The organism is Paenibacillus sp. J22P169, assembly GCF_059691995.1.
In genome coordinates this window covers 359,259-376,655 of sequence record NZ_JCAUAO010000001.1, presented here as the reverse complement: position 1 = coordinate 376,655, position 17,397 = coordinate 359,259, and the positions used below count along the sequence as shown (strand labels likewise).

The 17,397-nt window shown below is 44.7% G+C and carries 15 protein-coding genes, 1 pseudogene and 1 other annotated feature; of the genes and pseudogenes, 3 read left to right on the top strand and 13 right to left on the bottom strand.

Annotation, left to right across the window (positions count from 1 at the left end; translation table 11 throughout):
- Nucleotides 1–340 precede the first annotated feature (340 nt).
- The 3 genes from AC58QG_RS01880 to AC58QG_RS01870 form a co-directional block, all read right to left on the bottom strand.
- Nucleotides 341–1,909, bottom strand: coding sequence for an ABC transporter substrate-binding protein (locus tag AC58QG_RS01880; protein ID WP_497360211.1), 1,569 nt, complete (start codon nucleotides 1,907–1,909; stop codon nucleotides 341–343).
- Between the two features lie 71 nt (nucleotides 1,910–1,980).
- The gene (locus AC58QG_RS01875; RefSeq protein WP_497360209.1) at nucleotides 1,981–2,880 is read right to left on the bottom strand and encodes a carbohydrate ABC transporter permease; all 900 of its coding nucleotides are present in this window, start codon (nucleotides 2,878–2,880) and stop codon (nucleotides 1,981–1,983) included.
- 27 nt (nucleotides 2,881–2,907) lie between these two features.
- Complete coding sequence (locus AC58QG_RS01870; RefSeq protein WP_497360207.1) at nucleotides 2,908–3,825, bottom strand: ABC transporter permease; 918 nt, start codon at nucleotides 3,823–3,825, stop codon at nucleotides 2,908–2,910.
- Between the two features lie 185 nt (nucleotides 3,826–4,010).
- On the opposite strand from AC58QG_RS01870, the gene AC58QG_RS01865 reads away from it, so the two are divergent.
- From AC58QG_RS01865 to AC58QG_RS01855, 3 genes are read left to right on the top strand one after another with little or no spacing between them, the layout of a single operon-like run.
- On the top strand, nucleotides 4,011–5,585 hold the full coding sequence (locus AC58QG_RS01865; RefSeq protein WP_497360205.1) for a helix-turn-helix domain-containing protein: 1,575 nt from the start codon (nucleotides 4,011–4,013) through the stop codon (nucleotides 5,583–5,585).
- Nucleotides 5,582–7,360 carry a cache domain-containing sensor histidine kinase gene (locus AC58QG_RS01860; protein ID WP_497360203.1) on the top strand — a complete coding sequence of 593 codons (1,779 nt, stop codon included), beginning with the start codon at nucleotides 5,582–5,584 and terminating at the stop codon, nucleotides 7,358–7,360. The genes AC58QG_RS01865 and AC58QG_RS01860 overlap by 4 nt, the downstream gene beginning before the upstream one ends.
- Nucleotides 7,361–7,377: 17 nt before the next feature.
- Complete coding sequence (locus AC58QG_RS01855; RefSeq protein ID WP_497360201.1) at nucleotides 7,378–7,713, top strand: hypothetical protein; 336 nt, start codon at nucleotides 7,378–7,380, stop codon at nucleotides 7,711–7,713.
- 379 nt (nucleotides 7,714–8,092) lie between these two features.
- Here AC58QG_RS01855 and AC58QG_RS01850 read toward each other — a convergent pair whose 3' ends face one another.
- The 10 genes and pseudogenes from AC58QG_RS01850 to AC58QG_RS01805 all read right to left on the bottom strand — a co-directional run bounded on the left by AC58QG_RS01850 (nucleotide 8,093) and on the right by AC58QG_RS01805 (nucleotide 17,382).
- A complete protein-coding gene (locus AC58QG_RS01850; protein WP_497360199.1) occupies nucleotides 8,093–9,046 on the bottom strand; it encodes a stalk domain-containing protein in 954 nt (317 codons plus the stop codon).
- Nucleotides 9,047–9,168: 122 nt separating this feature from the next.
- Nucleotides 9,169–10,419, bottom strand: coding sequence for a stalk domain-containing protein (locus tag AC58QG_RS01845; protein ID WP_497360197.1), 1,251 nt, complete (start codon nucleotides 10,417–10,419; stop codon nucleotides 9,169–9,171).
- Between the two features lie 119 nt (nucleotides 10,420–10,538).
- Entirely contained in the window at nucleotides 10,539–11,171 is a 633-nt protein-coding gene (locus tag AC58QG_RS01840) for an NUDIX hydrolase (RefSeq protein WP_497360195.1), read from the bottom strand.
- A gap of 4 nt (nucleotides 11,172–11,175) precedes the next feature.
- Nucleotides 11,176–11,988 carry a class I SAM-dependent methyltransferase gene (locus AC58QG_RS01835; protein ID WP_497360193.1) on the bottom strand — a complete coding sequence of 271 codons (813 nt, stop codon included), beginning with the start codon at nucleotides 11,986–11,988 and terminating at the stop codon, nucleotides 11,176–11,178.
- Between the two features lie 47 nt (nucleotides 11,989–12,035).
- Nucleotides 12,036–12,261: a binding site (T-box leader), on the bottom strand.
- A 61-nt stretch (nucleotides 12,262–12,322) separates the two neighbouring features.
- Nucleotides 12,323–12,742: an HIT family protein gene (locus AC58QG_RS01830; protein ID WP_497360191.1), complete on the bottom strand. Its 420-nt coding sequence runs from the start codon at nucleotides 12,740–12,742 to the stop codon at nucleotides 12,323–12,325.
- 62 nt (nucleotides 12,743–12,804) lie between these two features.
- Nucleotides 12,805–13,644 carry a sugar phosphate isomerase/epimerase family protein gene (locus AC58QG_RS01825; RefSeq protein ID WP_497360189.1) on the bottom strand — a complete coding sequence of 280 codons (840 nt, stop codon included), beginning with the start codon at nucleotides 13,642–13,644 and terminating at the stop codon, nucleotides 12,805–12,807.
- A 250-nt stretch (nucleotides 13,645–13,894) separates the two neighbouring features.
- A complete protein-coding gene (locus AC58QG_RS01820; RefSeq protein ID WP_497360187.1) occupies nucleotides 13,895–14,386 on the bottom strand; it encodes an SRPBCC family protein in 492 nt (163 codons plus the stop codon).
- Nucleotides 14,387–14,462: 76 nt separating this feature from the next.
- Nucleotides 14,463–15,365: a hypothetical protein gene (locus AC58QG_RS01815; RefSeq protein ID WP_497360185.1), complete on the bottom strand. Its 903-nt coding sequence runs from the start codon at nucleotides 15,363–15,365 to the stop codon at nucleotides 14,463–14,465.
- Between the two features lie 18 nt (nucleotides 15,366–15,383).
- Nucleotides 15,384–16,505, bottom strand: a pseudogene (locus AC58QG_RS01810) (MFS transporter); the annotation flags it as partial.
- Nucleotides 16,506–16,563: 58 nt separating this feature from the next.
- Complete coding sequence (locus tag AC58QG_RS01805) at nucleotides 16,564–17,382, bottom strand: class I SAM-dependent methyltransferase (RefSeq protein ID WP_497360183.1); 819 nt, start codon at nucleotides 17,380–17,382, stop codon at nucleotides 16,564–16,566.
- Between the last annotated feature and the right edge of the window lie 15 nt (nucleotides 17,383–17,397).

Here is a 17,397-nt window from a genome sequence, read left to right as displayed (position 1 = left end):
CCATCTTCATTCGAGTTAGTCGATTTTTTCGACTAACTCACCCCGCAGGCGCCGTTTTCATTCGAGATAGTCGATTATTTCGACTAACTCTCCCCGCAGGCGCCGGTTTCATTCGAGTTAGTCGATTATGTCGACTAACTCATCCCGCAGGCGCCGTTTTCATTCGAGTTAGTCGATTATGTCGACTAACTCACCCCGCAGGCGCCGGTTTCATTCGAGTTAGTCGATTTTTTCGACTAACTCACCCCGCAGGCGCCGGTTTCATTCGAGTTAGTCGATCATTTCGACTATCCCATCCATAACAAAACCGCCCCCTGCACGCAGGAAGCGGTCCTCACTCTTACTTTTTAGTTATAACAGGATCTGCTTGGCTTTGCATTTCAGCCACAATCTTATCAATGCCTGCTTGTTTCAACTTATCTTTGAAAATTTGCAAACCATGTCCTGCATCGCTAGGATCAACTAAGCCATAGAATAGTGGCTTGCCGTAAGTTTCCATCACATTGCTGACAGCAGCAACTTCGTTCTTCACTTTGGAATCATCAAATGTAAATGTCTCTAAAGGATGATTGACAGTTACCGTTTTCTTCCAATTTTCAGTGAATTTAATGGTTTCTTCGGCAACTGTCGAATCCAGACGCTCATTCAATGAGTTCCAGCCCCATGGATCTGTACCAGATGGCGGGAAATCGGCCGAAGCGGGAAGCGGCTTAAACTGATCCTTGCCTACTGGCTCATAGTGCTTGCCTTTGATACCGTAGTTCGTCAAATCATGAATTTCTGGGTCATAACGAAGAAGGTCAATCGCCATCAGAGCGCGCTCATAGTTCTTGGAGCCTGCGTGAATGGACATTCCATTGTTGATGAATGGATTGGAAAGACGTTTCTTGTCGGCACTTAAATCGTATAGCTCTACTTTCCAATCCGGATGCGTCGTTTGCATTTCGGATTTCGTACGCAGCAGAGTTCCAAGATTCCACTCGACAGATGCTAATTTACCATCTTTGAATGCTTGTGTTTTATCTATTTTGTTGGCAATCGCATCACGGGACCACGCGCCCGTTTTTTGTGTATCGAACATTTTCTTAGAGAATGTAGCGAATTCTGGTGTATCTACATAGTTGAAAAGCTTGCCTGTTGCTTCTGTTACTTTATACACGATAGGTAACTGCGGCACGACAAAGTTCCACTCGTTCGGCTGTATCAACTCTACCGAATTGAACTCACTTACCCCAATACTTGGTTTGAAATCCTTCTCTTTCTCCGAGATCACTTTTAAGTAATTGACGTAATCATCATACGTTTTCAGCTCAGGCAAATTATACTTCTGACGCAGATCACCACGAATACCGATCATATGATAGCTATATTCAAAATTGTTTTGCGGAATCATATAAATTTTTCCATTGATTTTCGCTTGCTCCCAAGCAACCTTCGGCTCTTCAGCCCATGTTTTTGGCGCGAATTTCTTAATCAAATCTTCGGTCAATGGCATGAAACCGTTCTTCGTAGCTTGCTGCGCATAATAAGACCAAGTCGCTGAGAATACAAGATCGAAATCCTCATTGGCTGCAAACATCAAAGGATATTTCTGTTGATATTCGCCCCAATCAAGGAAGCTAATGTCGAGCGTTGCATTAATCTTTTGCTTCAACAATTTATTGACTTCCCCATATACCTCATCAAAAGCCTTCGGCTTGGAGCCCAACAGAACCGTTTTCAGCTTAACTTCCTTGCTTGTATCAATGCCCGTGTTAGCAGCCGCAGTTGCGGAAGCGCTTGCTTGTGGAGCCGCTGATGAAGCACTAGGTGAAGGCGAGGCTTCTTTGGTGCTGCAAGCTGACAATACCGTTCCCATTGCAAATAAGGATGCAAGACTGAGTGTGGCTAATTTCTTCGTGTTTGCCATGTTATTCTCCCCTTATAAATGATAGATAAGTTATGATAAACCGGGAATTGGAATTCCCGGGGCTACCCTTTTTACCCTTTTACAGCGCCAACGGTTAAGCCTTGAACGAAATAACGCTGTACGAACGGATACAAGAAAATGATCGGTCCTGTGACAAGAATGGCTAGAGCCATCTTCAAGCTCTCGCCAGGCAAGTCAGTTACCTGCATACCGGTAATCGCCATAACCTTGCGGATCCCTTCGAGATTTCCTAACATTTTATATAGTAAATATTGCAGGGTATACAGTTTCTCATTCTGCACAAACAGCAACGAGTTAAACCAATCGTTCCAGTAATTCAGAGCCGTGAACAAGCCAATCGTCGCTAGACCAGGTTTCGCCAAAGGGATAATCAATCGTATGAAGATCGTGAAATCCCCTGCTCCATCAATCTTCGCTGACTCGGTAATGGCATCTGGGATACTCCGTAGGAACGTTCGTAAGATGATGATATAGAACACGTTTAACAATGGAGGAACAAGCAGCGCCCAGAACGTATTCTTCATGTGTAAATAGTTAACCATTAAGATATACCAAGGAACAAGTCCACCGTTAAACAGGGTTGTAAAGTAGAAGAAGAAAGAAAATCCGCTTCGCCACTCAAAATCCTGTCGTTGCAGGACATACGCTGCCATCGCAGAAATGAACAACCCAACAACTGTACCTGTCACCGTCAATGCTATAGTTAGCAGGTAAGAGCTCACGAATTGCTCAGGATGCTTGAGCGCAAACGTATAGGCATCCCACGAAAACTCCTTCGGCCATAATCGAAACCCATCGCTTGTAATCGACGATTCACTCGTTAATGATCCGCTAATGATGAGCAAGAATGGAATCAAGCAAGCCAAACATATCACCACGATAAAGACATAGCCAAATATATCAAGGACTCGCTGATCGATTTGACTCTTTTTCACACTGGTCGTACTCATAGGTTCACCCCGCTAGTTGCTGTAAGTTTAAAATAAGGCATTATCTTTATCCGATTTACGGACTAGGAAATTCGTCACCATGATAGTTACAAAACACAGAATCGATTGATAGAAGCCAATTGCGGACGACATGCCGATTTCGTTATTAACCAACAGGGAGCGATATACGTAAGTGTCAATTACGTCCGTCGTTTCATAAAGCAGGCCATTATTACCCACGAGTTGATAAAAGAGGCCGAAGTCTCCACGGAAAATGCCGCCAATCGCTAATAGGACAAGTATCGTAATCGTTGGTCGCAGTGAAGGTAACGTGATGTATCGAATGCGCTGAAACACGTTAGCTCCATCGATTTCTGCTGCTTCATACGTCTCACGGTCAATACTCAGGATGGAGGCCATATAGAACACAGCGCCATACCCCACTGCTTTCCAAGCCGAGAAGAAAACTAAGATATATTTCCAATACTCCGTAGTCGTATAGATATCTAGTTCAGGAATGTGCAGCGCACGCAGCAGCGTGTTTACTGTTCCATGCTCGTAGTTGAACAAATTATAAGCAACCGCTCCTACAACAACCCAAGATAAGAAATAGGGTAAAAACATGACCGTTTGCGCTGTTTTACGAAACAGCTTGGACCCGATCTCCGCCATGAAGATGGCGACAATAATTTGCAGAACATTATTAATCAGAATGAATGCCGCATTGTAGAGCAGCGTGTTCCTGGTTACTCGGAAGGCATCCCCTGTCAGGAAGAAGAACTTGAAGTTGTCCAAACCTACCCAAGGCGACCCCATAATTCCTAAATCATAGCGATACTGCTTGAACGCCAGCACAATGCCTGCCATAGGTACATAGCTGAAAAGCAAGAAGTAAAGCACTGCCGGCGCAATCATGAATAACAGCGCTTTCTTGGATCTCATGCGATACAGGAGTCCTGTTCTCATCTCTAACCTTTCCCCCATCCGTTTCTAGTTGTCTCTCTCCTGTATATAAATTAACAGGTTACTCGGAATGTGATAACCCGACAAAATATCGATTCCCTGTAACTTTTGCAGATGGCCCTCCGACTAGTGGTATTGCATGTAAATATGAGATAATCTATAGCTACATCTAAGGGGGGTTGCCCGTTATGAAACTTCTATTTGCAGAAGATGAGAAATTCACGCGAGAAGGCGTACTCAAGTCCGTCAGTTGGGAGCGTCTCGGCATTACCGAACTCATCGAAGCTGTGGATGGTCTGGACGCTGTTGCAATCGCCGAACAGTTCAAGCCAGACATCGTCCTCACCGATATTCGCATGCCGCGGATGGATGGGATTGAGCTTGCCTTTCACCTTCGCCGCAAATACCCGCAGTGCAAAATCGTCTTTATGAGCGGCTATGCCGATAAAGAATATTTGAAAGCCGCGATTACGTTGAAAGCGGTTAGTTATGTTGAGAAACCTATTGATGTGGAAGAATTGGAAGACGCTCTGCGGGGTGCGATTGACATCGTGCTCGAAGAACAGCGACATGTTGCGAATGATACGGTAGCGAAAGAGAACAAGAGCTACATGAAGCAAGAAGCCGCTTTGCAGCTAATTCGCGGCGGATATGACGAAGAGATGCTGCGCAATCGCTTATTAGCTGCAGATTTCACAGCTGTCATGCAAGCGCCTGCGGCAACGGCTATGATTAAGTTAATTTCCCCCGGGTCCCATAAGGAAACACTCGGTTTTTTAATTGATGAAGTGCTGGCTGCAGGCGAGAAGCCTTATTTGTACGCTTGGAAAGATGACCATCACGCGATCCTTCACTTCTTTTCTCATCAGCATGACTTCGTTGAAATGAGCCAGGTTCAGCATTTGTGTTATGTGCTTTCCACCGCATTGAAGCGGGAATATGGTTTGTTTTCGATCGCAGCAGGTAAAATCGTCCCTTCCGCTCATAAGCTGCAGGAGTCCTATACGAGTGCTGTGCTCCGCTTACAGGAGTCGTTTTTTCACAAGCCCTGCTCCCTCATCTTGCATGATAACACGGGGAGCGACGCTCACTCGCTGCATTATGTGGCGCAGCCAGATCAGCTGGCCCGCTTCACGGAAGCATTAGCGGAAGAGAGTTTTGCTGACGCGGATCAGCTAATTACGGCGATAACGTCCGACATACGTCAGCATCCGGGCACGCTCATCGTCAGCGTGAAAGAACTTTATTATCGTTTCCTCCTCGAAATGGATAAGTTTGCGCATAGTCGGAACATTACCCTCTTCGACACCTCTGAGGAGAATGACGTGGCTTGGAAACTAATTCTCGAATGCCATTATTTGGACGATATCCAGCGTGTGATGTCGACAAAGCTAGATGATCTGAAAAAAGCCATTCAAGAGCGCTCTACTGGCGGCATGTCCTCCATGAGCTCACGCATCATGCGTTTCATCCATCTGCACTATGCCGATGACGATCTATCCGTGCAGGATGTGAGTGATCATATGCAGATGACGGCTTCTCATCTGATTTCGATTTTCAAAGAAGCTACCGGGAAAACGATCAAGCAATACGTGACCGAATATCGGATGGAAAAAGCGAAGGAGCTGCTGCGCAACAACCGATTGAAGGTGCTTGATGTCGCTTCTCAAGTGGGCTTTAAGGACGGGGAACATTTTGCTAAAATCTTCCGTAAATCAACGGGCATGACGCCTTCAGAATATCGGGAGCGCTGTCAGCTATGATCTTCTCTTTCATACAAATGCTGCGCAAATGGCTGTATAACACGAAGCTGCGCCATAAAATCATGTACACCTATTTGCTGTTGATCATGCTGCCTCTCGGCTTTTATCAGTTCATCGCTTCCGAGAAAATGTCTGATATCATTATCAATCATGTCACCTATTCGGCTAAGCAAGGCTTTGATCAGACGTATTCCTTTCTTAATTATCGTGTGCAGCGGATTGCAGAGACGACGAATATTCTTGTTTCCAACTCCGCCATTTCGGACATTCTGATGGATAACAATGTAACAAGTGATATTAATCGGGAGCTGCAGGAATACGCCAATCTCAAAAAACTGCTCCGCTCCATGCAGGACAGTCTCGATATTTCACGCGTAATTCTGTACGTACCGAGTGTGTTTATTTTCGCCAATGAGACTGAGAATTTCTTACCATTAGGTGAAACCAAAGACAGTCCTTGCTTTGATCGATTAAATGAATTGCATGCCAAATATTTATGGTGCTCTGCGCCTGAGCTAGGTAAGAAAGCATCCCATGACAATTCTTCGCTTTATGTTGTCCGCAGTATTTTAGATCCTAACAATTACGCTAACCCGATCGGTCAATTGCGCGTGGATGTCCAGGCGGAAACGATTCGTTCTATGCTGAGCAAAGCTAATGTGGTTAGGAACAGCACGACCTTGCTTGTGGATCAGAATCAACAAATTGTCCTTTCCTCAGATCCGGCCGCAATTACTCAGGTCGATCTGCCAGATACGCTGGACGATGCTGTCTCCACCACTTGGCAAACGAATAATAATTACTATTTGTTCAGGCAACTGCCTTCCAATTGGGGTATGGTCACCGTCATTCCTCTCCATGAAGTTGTGCAGCAGAGTCATCAGTTGCGCAATGATTTGCTAGTCATTTTGCTCATCGTGACCGTAATCGCCTACTTGTTAGCCTACCTCTTCTCCTTCTCCGTCACTCGGCGCATCACCCAGCTGACCAGCCGTCTGCGGGATGTACAGAAAGGAAATCTGATAGCGCTCGCTCAAACGCAAGGGCGAGATGAAATTGGTGAGCTCATCCAAACGTATAATTACATGATTGAGCAAATAAGCTCTATGAATAAGGAACATTACCGGCTGGGACAAGAGGTCAAAAATGCCGAATTAAAAGCACTTCAATCACAAATTAATCCGCATTTTCTCTACAATACATTGGATCTCATTAATTGGATGGCGGACAGCGGGCTGAACACAGACATTAAGAAAGTCGTCAAAGCTCTTGCTCGTTTTTACAAAGTCAGCCTCAGCAGCGGCAAAGATATTATCACCCTGCGCGAAGAGCTGCAGCATGTTTCCTTTTATGTGCAGATTCAGAATATTCGTTTTGAAAATAAGATTGATTTTCAGATTGACGTACCTGAAGAGCTGCTCAATCATCCGATTCCGAAAATCACCCTTCAGCCACTTGTCGAGAATGCCATTCTTCATGGTATTTTAGGTCGAACGCAGCGTGAAGGCAGTATCTCGATCCGGGCTTATCAGGATGCTCAAACGATGCATCTCTTCATCAAAGATGATGGTGTGGGCATGAGTCCCAACCTCATCGAGGATATGATGGCAGGCATTAGCCGCAGTCGAATTGGTGGCAGCAGCTTCGGCGTCAAGAACGTAGGCGAACGTATTCGCCACTATTTCGGAGAGCCTGCGAAGCTTGTTTATCGAAGCGTTCCAGGTGTGGGGACCGAGGTTGAGATTACGTTTCCGTTTACGGAAGAGGAAGAATGAAATGGAGGATAAGTGTGATGAAACGACTTTCAGTTATTTTGTGCGTTATCTTCGTCTTAGCTGGCTGCTCTTCACTGACAAGTAACAAAAATGGTAGTTATCCAAGCGCTGTTGCTTGGAATAACATCCTGTATGGACTTTCAGTATCCGAAATCTCCACGCAAGACATTGGCAAGCAAATTGGTCAAATTGAGCGAAGAATTTCACCAATGCCTAAGAAAAATGGAGACGCGAATGATAAGCCTGTTGGCAGCCTTTTGTTTGAGGTAAATGGATTAGATGCGAGTGATGTTATCGCGGTTAAGGTAAATGATACATATTTCAGGGCTTCAAAGCTGGGCCCCTTGCAATAGAGGCAACGTTGCGGAAAGAATCTAGTCTAAGTAAATACGCTTCATGTAAGCGGTACTGGTCAAAAATGCTAAAGTACACTTATTTTCGAGGAAAACTGCTAAACACTGATAAATTAGTGCAGAAATGCATCTTTTAGGACCGAAATAGCGCCAAAAGATAAGTGTCGGGAGAAATAGTTGCACAATCGCAAGCATTTCAGATTGAGAGGTTAATTCGATAAAAAAGGATGCACTTTTGCATCCTTCACAACTGAATCGAACGATTTGGTTCTAGTTGTTATATATCAGTAGGATGTAACTGGAATTATAAGAAATTCAAGGGTTTATTAAAAGAAAAAAGCAAGCACCGAATTCGCTCGGTACTTGCTCGCTTTTTACACTATTGCTCGAATTTGAAACTCGTTCTAATTTTACTTATCTGGTCCGTCATCGACTTAAATTCCGCAGAGAGCTTTTCATCTTGGGTGTTGTACTCCACATCCCCTGGTGGAATCAAAATGAACACGTGATCTGCATCTTCTCCAACTTTGTAAAGTCGACCAATTCCCTTCGCCGTTGGACCATTTGCAAGCCAATCTTCCTTTGTCCATATGGAAATACTAAATATAATACCGCCATACTCCTTATTTGCCTTGTCAATAAATTGATAACTTGCTCTTTGCATGGCTTCATTTATCTGTTCTTCGACCTCATATTTCCCCTCCCAACTAGAAGGAATATTCAGCGTGAATTGATATTTCGAACTTTTATAAAGCATGTGTGGCACTTCACTAATAATCCGATGATTGACGGCGCCAATATGAAGGTAAACGGCATCATAATTCTTGAAATCACCCTCCCCTTCCGTGACGAACGTTTGTGTCTCCACCCCGAAATTAGTTCCCGAAATGACGGCTTCGCCTATTTTCACATTTTCCTCGTTGTAAAAGGATAAGCCCGCCCCGATCATATTTTGACTGTTTCCTACGCCTTCATATTTCATTTGTCCTGTGACTCTGGTTTTATTTCCTGATTTCGTTAGAATTAAATTCCCCACTGAGATTGCGTTGTAATCGGGATCTATTATGTCTAACGGTTTATTTTTGACAACAATTCTTTGAGCCTCTGAATCAAAATCAATCGTTGCTCCTAAATTTTCAGCTACAAAGCGAACCGGTACATACGCATGTCCATCCACATTGAGAATCTGATATTCATTTTTCATATCAACTTGACTGCCATTTATCAAAAAGCTTGCTGGAAACAATAACGCTTGAATCGTATCTGAAGCGAAGGCAACAGATGAGCCTGCAATAAGTAGACCACAACTCACGCCCAGAATAAATCTCTTCATGGCTGATTCCCCCTCCTATATAGAACCCATATTTTAACAATTACATCTCATTAGACGCATTATCCGAGGAAATGTTTCATCATGAAAAAAAGCCGAGCAACTTACACTCGACTTCATCTCGCTTATTCACTTTGGTTAATAACGGCCGTCCATTTATCGCTTTCCCAGGTAACTTGTGCCCCAAGTGATTCCGTGATGAATCGAAGGGGTACATATGTTGAACCTTCGCTGGAAATGAAAGGAGCTATCGATAGTGTCCGCCATTTTCCGTTAACAAGCGCTTGTTGCTTCCCAATGGTCAGAACAATTGTTTTGGAGTCTTTCACAATCGTAACTTCGCTGCGTGTTCCCTCCCATAGCACTTTAGCTCCCATTGCCTCGAAAACTCCACGAAGCGGGATAAACGTACTTTCACCAATAATTTTGGCTTTAGGCGTAACGTCTATATAGGTGCCATTGAGGCGAATTCCTACATCATTCTGATTATATGGCTTTGGTCGACCCGTTTTGACTGGATTTCCTTTATGTTCTGTAGGCGGCGAGTTCGGATTTCCTATCGTTGTGAAAGACCACGTCTTCCCCTCGACAGTTACCGTATACGTTTCCCCATAGGCAAGCTCATGTTTCGGAATGATATGCCATGCGTTCGTATCTCCAAGCTCTTGCTTTAATTTTAAAATCTCGATAGATTGATCTTCACTATTCATTAGCGAGGCGGACACGTCCGTTTTGTCTTGAGCAACCCCAGCATACGTGATAAAGTAACCCGACTTCTCCAAATCAAATGTTTCCAAAGGGTTAGGTATCTCGAAACCATAGAATCCAATCGGCACGCCTGTCTGCCCATCATATGGATAAACGCTTGTTCCCGTTTGTGTGAACCATTTTTTTGCCGGATTTAGGACTAGAGCATGCGTATTATAACCTACACCTAATAGGGTCATGTCCGGGAGAATCAAACTCGATCTATGAAGCGGAGCATCCAGCAAAGACTGCACACCATCCTCTGGCGAATCGGTATTGAACGAAACATCCTCAAACACACCGAATTTATCAGTATCCAAGCCTGCAGATGCTGCCCGATCCCAAGGAAGTTTCCCAGAGAAACCATGCTTGCCTGGTGTTTCTGTATGTCCGTTCTCCTGGTTCATGAGGAGATAATTCGCATGGTTGCCGGCTGCTGTTGTAAGAGCAGGATCTAGTTTCATCGATTGAATTCCCATATGGGCCCTTACGTCGTTTAGGTAGTCTAATGCTGCAGCTGCGCTCTGCTCGTCGTTTTCCGCTGCAAGTAGACTAGGACTTCCGATAACAATGGATAATGCAGTAATCACCGCTGCTAGCTTGACATTCATTTTCAAACCATTTTTCATTGTACCTCCGTAACACACTGTTTGATTTCCACGAATCATTCCTTTTCGACAAAATCCCTCCCAATTCCTGCAAAAGAAGATGAGAAAAGGCCACCGAGAACAGACTCGGCAGCCCTATTTCAGTCCAATCTAACCGCTTTATTCGGATTTCTTAGATATTCAAACATACTCTTGACCTGAGCTACCGTATTCCGTTCAGCTGATAATTCCGGCAGTTCATTTTCACCAAAAAATTGTACCTCGCTCGTTTCCACACCACCTACCGCATTTCCGCCAATTATTTGACAAAGAATGAACATCTTATAGATGTGATATGGCTCCGGCGGATGGTCATGAAACTTCTTATCCAGAACGGCGAGCAATTTAATGGGAACCACATCAAAACCAGCTTCTTCTCTGATCTCTTTCACAGCAACTTCCGAAGGCGAGTAACCAATATCTGCCCAACCTCCTGGCAGTGCCCAGGCGCCATCTGCTTTTTCCTTCACGAGTAGAATTTTATCATCTTCAAAAACCACGCCTCGAATATCAACCTTCGGAGTTGCGTACCCTGTTTCATTCGCAAAGCTTAGGTTAATCTTCTCCAATCCCACTGAGGTATACGTATCAAGGATATCCACGCTTATTTCCCGCAATGCTTGAAAACGTTCCAGATCGTAGACGTCCTTCGAATAGGTTAAGCCAATTTGTGCAATTGCTTGGATTTGTTTGGCCCAGTCTAACCATTTATGGCTCACATCACGTTCTGTCATCTCTTCACGCTCCAACTTTTTTTCCGATATATAACAAATGTGAGGAAATGCCTAACACGGATGGATCCCGGGCTAGCCGGATTAGAAGTTCTATGAACTCGTCCTTTTCCCCTCGGTCAGTCCAATATTGCTTCTGTTCTTGCGATAACAATGCGCCAAGATTGGAAGATCCGATCAGATCTAACGTCTCAAATCCATGGCTTTCCATAAAAGGCTTAATGTCTTCCACATTGTAATAATAGGCACCCGTGAATCGACCTGCATCTGTATGATTAAAATTGCCTTCGTCTATAAAATGCGCAATAGCCGCCATATTGTCATTTGGTTTCCAAGCTTGTGGAAAGAGCAGCGAGGTTAGAAGCATCCGCATCCGGCTTTGAAAAGCGACAAACACGATACCGTCGTTCTTTGTTACACGATACAATTCCTTCGCGGCAGTATCGCGATCTTCTTTTTCCTGTAAGTGATAAAGAGGTCCCAGCATCAACGAAGCATCGAAGGTTTCATCCGAGATTCCCTCCAAACTCGTAGCGTTCAATGTATGAAAGCCACTAAACCTATCTGCTAAGCCCAACTCAATTGCTTTATCCTTCGCGAGCTCGACGAGATTAGGCGTAAGGTCGGAAAGCGTCACATTATAGCCTAGTTTCGCAAATTCCATGGCATATTTGCCAGGTCCAGCCCCGTTATCTAGGACATGACCTGCGCTAGGGAGATACTTCTGCATGTAGTGCCAATTCACCGTAAACTCAATCGGCTCGCGATCTAGTCGTCCCCATTCATCAAACTTGGCATAGTAATCGATCACATTCTTCATTAGCTTTTCCTCCCTGTTTTGAAAATACAAAAAAGACCTATCGCCTACAAAGAGGCGACAGGTCTAACCTTCGCGGTACCACTCTTCTTGATTTGCACCAAACATGCTTACAAATCCTCGAGACCCGATCACGGAGGTTAACCGTTAAGATCTACTAGACACTTCGATCTTACCGCTCAAGGGTGAGTTGGGGAAGCTATTGGCTGTCTTCCACCGAAGCGACAGCTCTCTGGACAATAGGGGTTCCTTACTAGTCCCAATCATTGCGTTTACGTATGAAATTGACTGAATGTGATGTAAGTTTATAATCCCAGATACTTCCTGTCAATGAATTCTATAAATGTGCTTTCAATTGATCAATGATATTCGCATATTCTTGCTCCGTCAGTTGCTTATTGTCAGCAGGATTCATTTCGAACATCTTACCCCACGTGTACCCATCCTTATATTTCGGCACAATATGGAAGTGAACATGAGGCATCGTATCGCCAAAGGCGCCATAATTAATTTTGTCCGGAGAAAAAGCGCGTTCAACAGCAGAAGCAACCTGAGCCACATCACGCATGTACGCATCTTGCTTCTCTTGAGACAAGTGAAAGAATTCGGTATGATGCTCATTCAAAGCGACAATACAGCGTCCCTTATACGTTTGTTCTCTGAATAAGTACAACGTCGAAACACGCAATTGACCAACTTCAATCATCAAGCTCGCTAATGCCTCATTCTTGCTGCAATAATTACATACTTGGCTCATTGTGAAAGTCTCCTATTCTAGCATTTAAATAATGGGGAATCTTTCCTAGTATCATAGCATAATCATCTTCGATCTGAACAGTATGGCTCCGCCAACTTCCTCACGCGCTCGATACCGTCCCACATATCGCCAGGACCATCGTAAACAAGTGTTAGCGGCCCTTCATAGCCCGCCTGCTTAGCGATGTCTAAGCATCTTGTAAACTCCGTCTCATCTGGCAATCCATCGGCATTCGTTTGTGCTTTGGCATGGATGGATTCACTATGTGGAATTGTCCGGGCAAGGGCTTCATATTTGTCCAAGCCTTTGAAATTCCCGAAATCCGAAGTTAATCCTATGGTGTCCCCACATCCATCCAAGATGGATAGGCAATTATCTGCGGTGGAGGACAGGGATTTGAAATTCTCTGTGACAACACGAACACCATGTTCAACACCGTACTGCCCTAGCTCGCGAAGTGCTTCTATGGATCGCGCTAATGCATCTCGATCCGATGGCTCTGCTTCCCCAGCAATGATGCGCACCCTTTCGGCACCTACGCGAGCCGCGATTTCAATCCAGCCTTTGATCCACGCAATGTCTGATTGTCTACGGAACTCATCTGGGCTAGAGATATCGCCATATTCAAGTAATAACGTATAAAAGCGCAGACCTGCTTCTGCACATGCTTGCTTCAACGTTTGTAGATACACTTCACTTGTCTCTGGAAAATGAAAATGACATATTTCCATTGACGTGAACCCTTTCCCTGCTAATACAGCTGGCAACTCGATCAAAGAGAGCAGCTCTGGTTGATCTTGAGCCGCTGTAAACTGTGTACGTGTGCTTTCGTCCCAGCGTGTCCATCGCAATGGACCTAGATTCCGATGTAAACTCCAACTCGTTAGTGATAGAAATGGCATAGCTTCCATCCTTTCGTTTGTCCTGTTTGGCAATAGCTTATCAAAGTCATGCGCCAATCACCATATTCGAAAACGCAGATAGATGTCTTATTCTGCTATTTTCTAAGCGAACTCTTGCAACACGGAAATACTACACCACATTAATTATTAATGATGTTAATTAACTTATGAAGGAGAATTCGCCCTCTTTAGCTGACATATAAAGAACTGTAATAAAAAAAGCAGGACGCCTCAGCTCCTGCTCCTCCTTCTACTTCATGCGCTCCAAAAGATCTGCTAGACGCTCATAGGAATCTTGCATCCCTTGCTCCATACCGGAGTGCAGCATGCCATCACGATCAGCGACCGATTGGAACACAGACTCCATCACCAGCTTCGTCTGTCCGCCTTCTAGCTCTTCGAATCTAGCCGTTTCCAGGATAACATGTCCCTTCTCTGGGAGTCCTTCAAATTCAAAGGTTTGAATAATCCGTTCAGGTGCAGTGACCTCATGATACACACCGCGAAACGCATACTCATTCCCATTATTATCCTTATGGATATAACGCCAGCTGCCGCCACTCCACGGTTCAAATGTCACCAATTGCATCGTCAGCGCGCGAGGTCCAAGCCATTCCACGAACAGCTTCGCATCCGTAAACGCTTTAAACACAAGCTCGCGAGGCGCATTGAACACACGTGTCATACAAATCTGCTGACCTCCAGGCTCATAGGTGAGAATCGCTTCATGTTTGATCATCATCCAACACTCCCTTTCATCCAATTCTCTGCTTACTATCATAATCGAATTTACTTCCATAATCCAAACAATCAACTATTTACAACGCGATGCGACCAAAAGCTTTCAACGTCAACAAATGCTGTAACGTCAAATATCCCTTCCACTCTGCCTTTGCTTGCTGCCATTCCTCTTCAAATCTCGCCCACGCCCAGTTAGGCTCCCAGCTCCCCTCTTGACCTTGCTTTTGAATCAAAGCATCTAAGTCAGAAGAGATCACATCCTGATATTTGTCATAAAAAGGGGATTCCGGACTATCCACAATTTGAAGTGGAACCGCACAGTAGCCGGCCCTTTCTGATGGATTTTTCACTACACAGTTGTCGAGGAAAGCTTCCATTGTTGGCCTGAACTCTTTTTGTAGATCCATGGGTAATCGAGTAAATAATCTGACATAACAAAACAGTTCATGCATGTCTGTTAACTCTGATTTATGTAACAAATGATCAAAGCATTTCGTTTGTAACTCTTGTGTCAAAGACTTGTCTGCAAGCTCTGCAAACGCGTAGAAATATCCAAGAATTTCAGCATTCGGGTTTCCCCAATGAGCCTGAAAGCCCTGATAATTCCACCATATCGCACGTGGAGCTTCATTCGCAGCCGATGTGATAATTTCCCAGCCTTGATATCGTTCGATGTATGTATTTTTCAGATAATCAAAACTATCCTTCACCATGCCTAATCTAACATCTGAAGTGATCTTGGACAAATATTGAAGCGCATGTGTTGTAGCTAGCACAGAAGAAGCTTCGCACCGAAGATCTGGCTCAAGCGCACGACCGAAGCCTTGATCCTCGTTCTGATAGGTTTGAAGCGCAGCTACTACGTCTGCAGGATTCCCACCTTCGAACTCATACAGAAACATCACCTTCTCACTCTCTCTCGCCTGACTAAGTAGAAAGTCTCGTGCTCTGACAAATTGCTCGCTAGCCAACATTAACATTTCGCTTCCTCCTTCGCATTATATCCCTAGTTCATTTTGCTTTCTTCGCGTAAATAGAACTACGCCAATCACCACGACACACGCCATAGAAAGCCAGGAGCTATACAGGAAAACTTGTCTCATCCCATAGGCTGCGCTCATGAAGCCACCTATGAAGCTGCCGATAATGCGAGCGGCTCCAAGGCTAAGTAAGCCGTTGAGGGTTTGCCCGCTTGCCTTCCATTCAGCGGGTACTTCGCGGTTAATAATCGTGGCAATCGTAACGGATAGTACGATAAAGATGAGTCCATGCAAGACTTGAACGGGTAGTATCCAGTGCGCCACTTCAATCTGGGAGAATAAGAACCACCGTAAGGATGACGCCAGGGCTGCAGCAAGTAAAATGATCGAGATAGGGATTCGCTTGAATATTTTTGCCGAAAATAACAGAAAGGGCAGCTCACTCAAGGACGAAATGGTCATCGACCATCCTAACATTACACTATCTCCACCCATTTCCTTGAAGTAGATCGGGAAAAAAGCGTAATAATAACCAAGTGTGATTTGGATAATAAAATTCATGCCAATATAGAACATGAGTTTGCCATTTTTGAAAAGCTCACGGAATTTCCGCCCCATCACATTTACTGGTCGCCCAGCGGCAGCCGGAAACCGCCATAAACAAAGCAATGCGGCAACCATTGTACACGCATAAACCGGGAACATCGATCCAATGTAGGACTTGGCAATGAACCCGAAAAGGAGTGACATCATGGCAAAGCCTACGGTTCCTCCCAGCCGAATCCAGCCAAAGTTCCATGTAGGCTGACGATCTAATTCCTCTAGGGTAATTGCATCACTTAGTGCAAATATGGAGGTCTGGAAAAAGGTAAAAATGCAAATGAAAATAAGGATATAGAGAAATTGATGCGAGATCGGGAAGAATAAGATCGAAATACCGCTTCCTATGATTAGTAGTCTTAAGATGTGATTCTTCGACTTGGCACGGTCCCCTAACGCCCCCCAAATCGGTTGACCAATCATGGCAATCAAGGGCCCGAGACTTAGAAGTAGCCCGATCTGCTCCTGAGAAAACTTCGCGTTGTTGAGATACACCGGCATGAAAGTTCCATAAACCGCGTTACCCATGTAAATGACGACATAAAATAATAAAAATGCATTTAGTTTCGTAGCTGTTCCCTTCTTTCTTCTGTGAGAGCTAAATAATGCCTACCCGCATGCGGTATCCAAATAATATCGACCGTTCTTCACCAGCAAAAGCCTTCTCCACAAGCTGGCGAAATGCTGCTGCCTCAGCCTCAAGCTCTTTCGCACCCAACTTTATCGCGGTTTGTAAGCTGCCTTGACTTAACGCTAGATTAGCATAGCGGGTTGCATCGCAAGACTCCCAATTATGAAACACAATTTCTCTAGCATAACGGAATAAGCCTGATGATTGGATTTGTTTCAAATGCTCGTCCTTATTCCATTTATGAGCTTGCTCATGCCTCGGTGCCAGCTCAACAGCTCGTTGATCACCTAACGAGGTAAGCTTCATATATTGCTGTTCGATTTCCCAATCAATGACAGGCGGCCAATCACAATCATAAGCGGCGAACACCCCACCTGGGCGAAGGATACGAGCGAATTCACGCAAAGTGCTTTGCGGCTCCATCCAGTGAAACGATTGTGAACACGTTACAATGTCTGCAGAATCTGATGGCAGTTCCAACTCATGAGACAACGCCTTCATGAAGGTAAGAGATTCAGGCTTGTCCATTGCCTCCCATTTGGTTAAGGCAACAGCACGCATATCATCACTTGGCTCAACGCCGATGACCTGATCTGCTTCATTTATCCAAAGGAACGAAGAAAGGCCAGTGCCGCAGCCTACATCCACAACAGTTTGAGGCTTTTTACCCAAATAAGCTGTCAAAATCTTGATTACTTCCGGCGGAGCAGTCGGCCGGCTTTCATCGTATAAAGCACCAAATCCAGTAAAGCGCTGTACATTGCTCGTGCGAATATGTTCGATCATACGTTTCCCTCCCTT